The organism is Telluria sp. AZSoR62, assembly GCF_058111565.1.
On sequence record NZ_JBYTST010000052.1, the window covers coordinates 1 to 546 of the forward strand.

Here is a 546-nt window from a genome sequence, read left to right on the forward strand (position 1 = left end):
CGAGAAAATAATGATACTCAGCTCAGCTACATCGACTGGGTTTCCCACTGTCTTGAACGCGATTCCATATTCCCTGAGCACAGCCACGGGGCCTATGAAAGCAAAATGGCTGAAGAAGCACTGCACTCAATGCGCTCATTTGCAAGCGAGCTTCTGCTCAGCAGCATCGCACAAGACCTTTTCAATAAACCAGTACCAGGCCTAGCTCGAAAACGAATGCCAGTTTTGCTCCGACACTGGATGCAAGCGCTGGAAATCTACCGGCTGGCGGTGGCCGAACATAGAGGAATTAGTACCCATGAATGAAGTTCTCAAAACCCTTCTGGATTGTGACGTGACGCTGTACGTAGGTCCGCACATTTTCAAAGGCTCGATTGGTGAGACTGACTCAGAAGATGTTGTGGTTTTGCACATGGACAAAGAAGTTACTCCAAGCCGAATTGAGCAAATCTCTGCGTTCACCTTGCCCCCCTTCAAAGCTGATTAAGCCCCCCCACGATCCGCGACAACGTTCAAGGAAATTCAATTATGCGTAAAACACGCTCT

At 48.9% G+C, this 546-nt stretch carries 2 protein-coding genes; both read left to right on the forward strand.

What is annotated here, in order from left to right; all coding sequences use genetic code 11:
• The coding region (locus tag AC3XQU_RS22800) for a hypothetical protein (RefSeq protein ID WP_489876444.1) at positions 1–306 on the forward strand (306 nt) is incomplete at its 5' end.
• Complete coding sequence (locus tag AC3XQU_RS22805) at positions 299–487, forward strand: hypothetical protein (RefSeq protein WP_440461757.1); 189 nt, start codon at positions 299–301, stop codon at positions 485–487. The genes AC3XQU_RS22800 and AC3XQU_RS22805, both read left to right, overlap by 8 nt.
• The last annotated feature ends 59 nt before the right edge of the window (positions 488–546 follow it).

Excerpts from the sequence above, each read along its gene's own strand:
- AC3XQU_RS22805 (WP_440461757.1), top strand. The coding sequence starts at position 299 with ATGAATGAAGTTCTCAAAACCCTTCTGGATTGTGACGTGACGCTGTAC.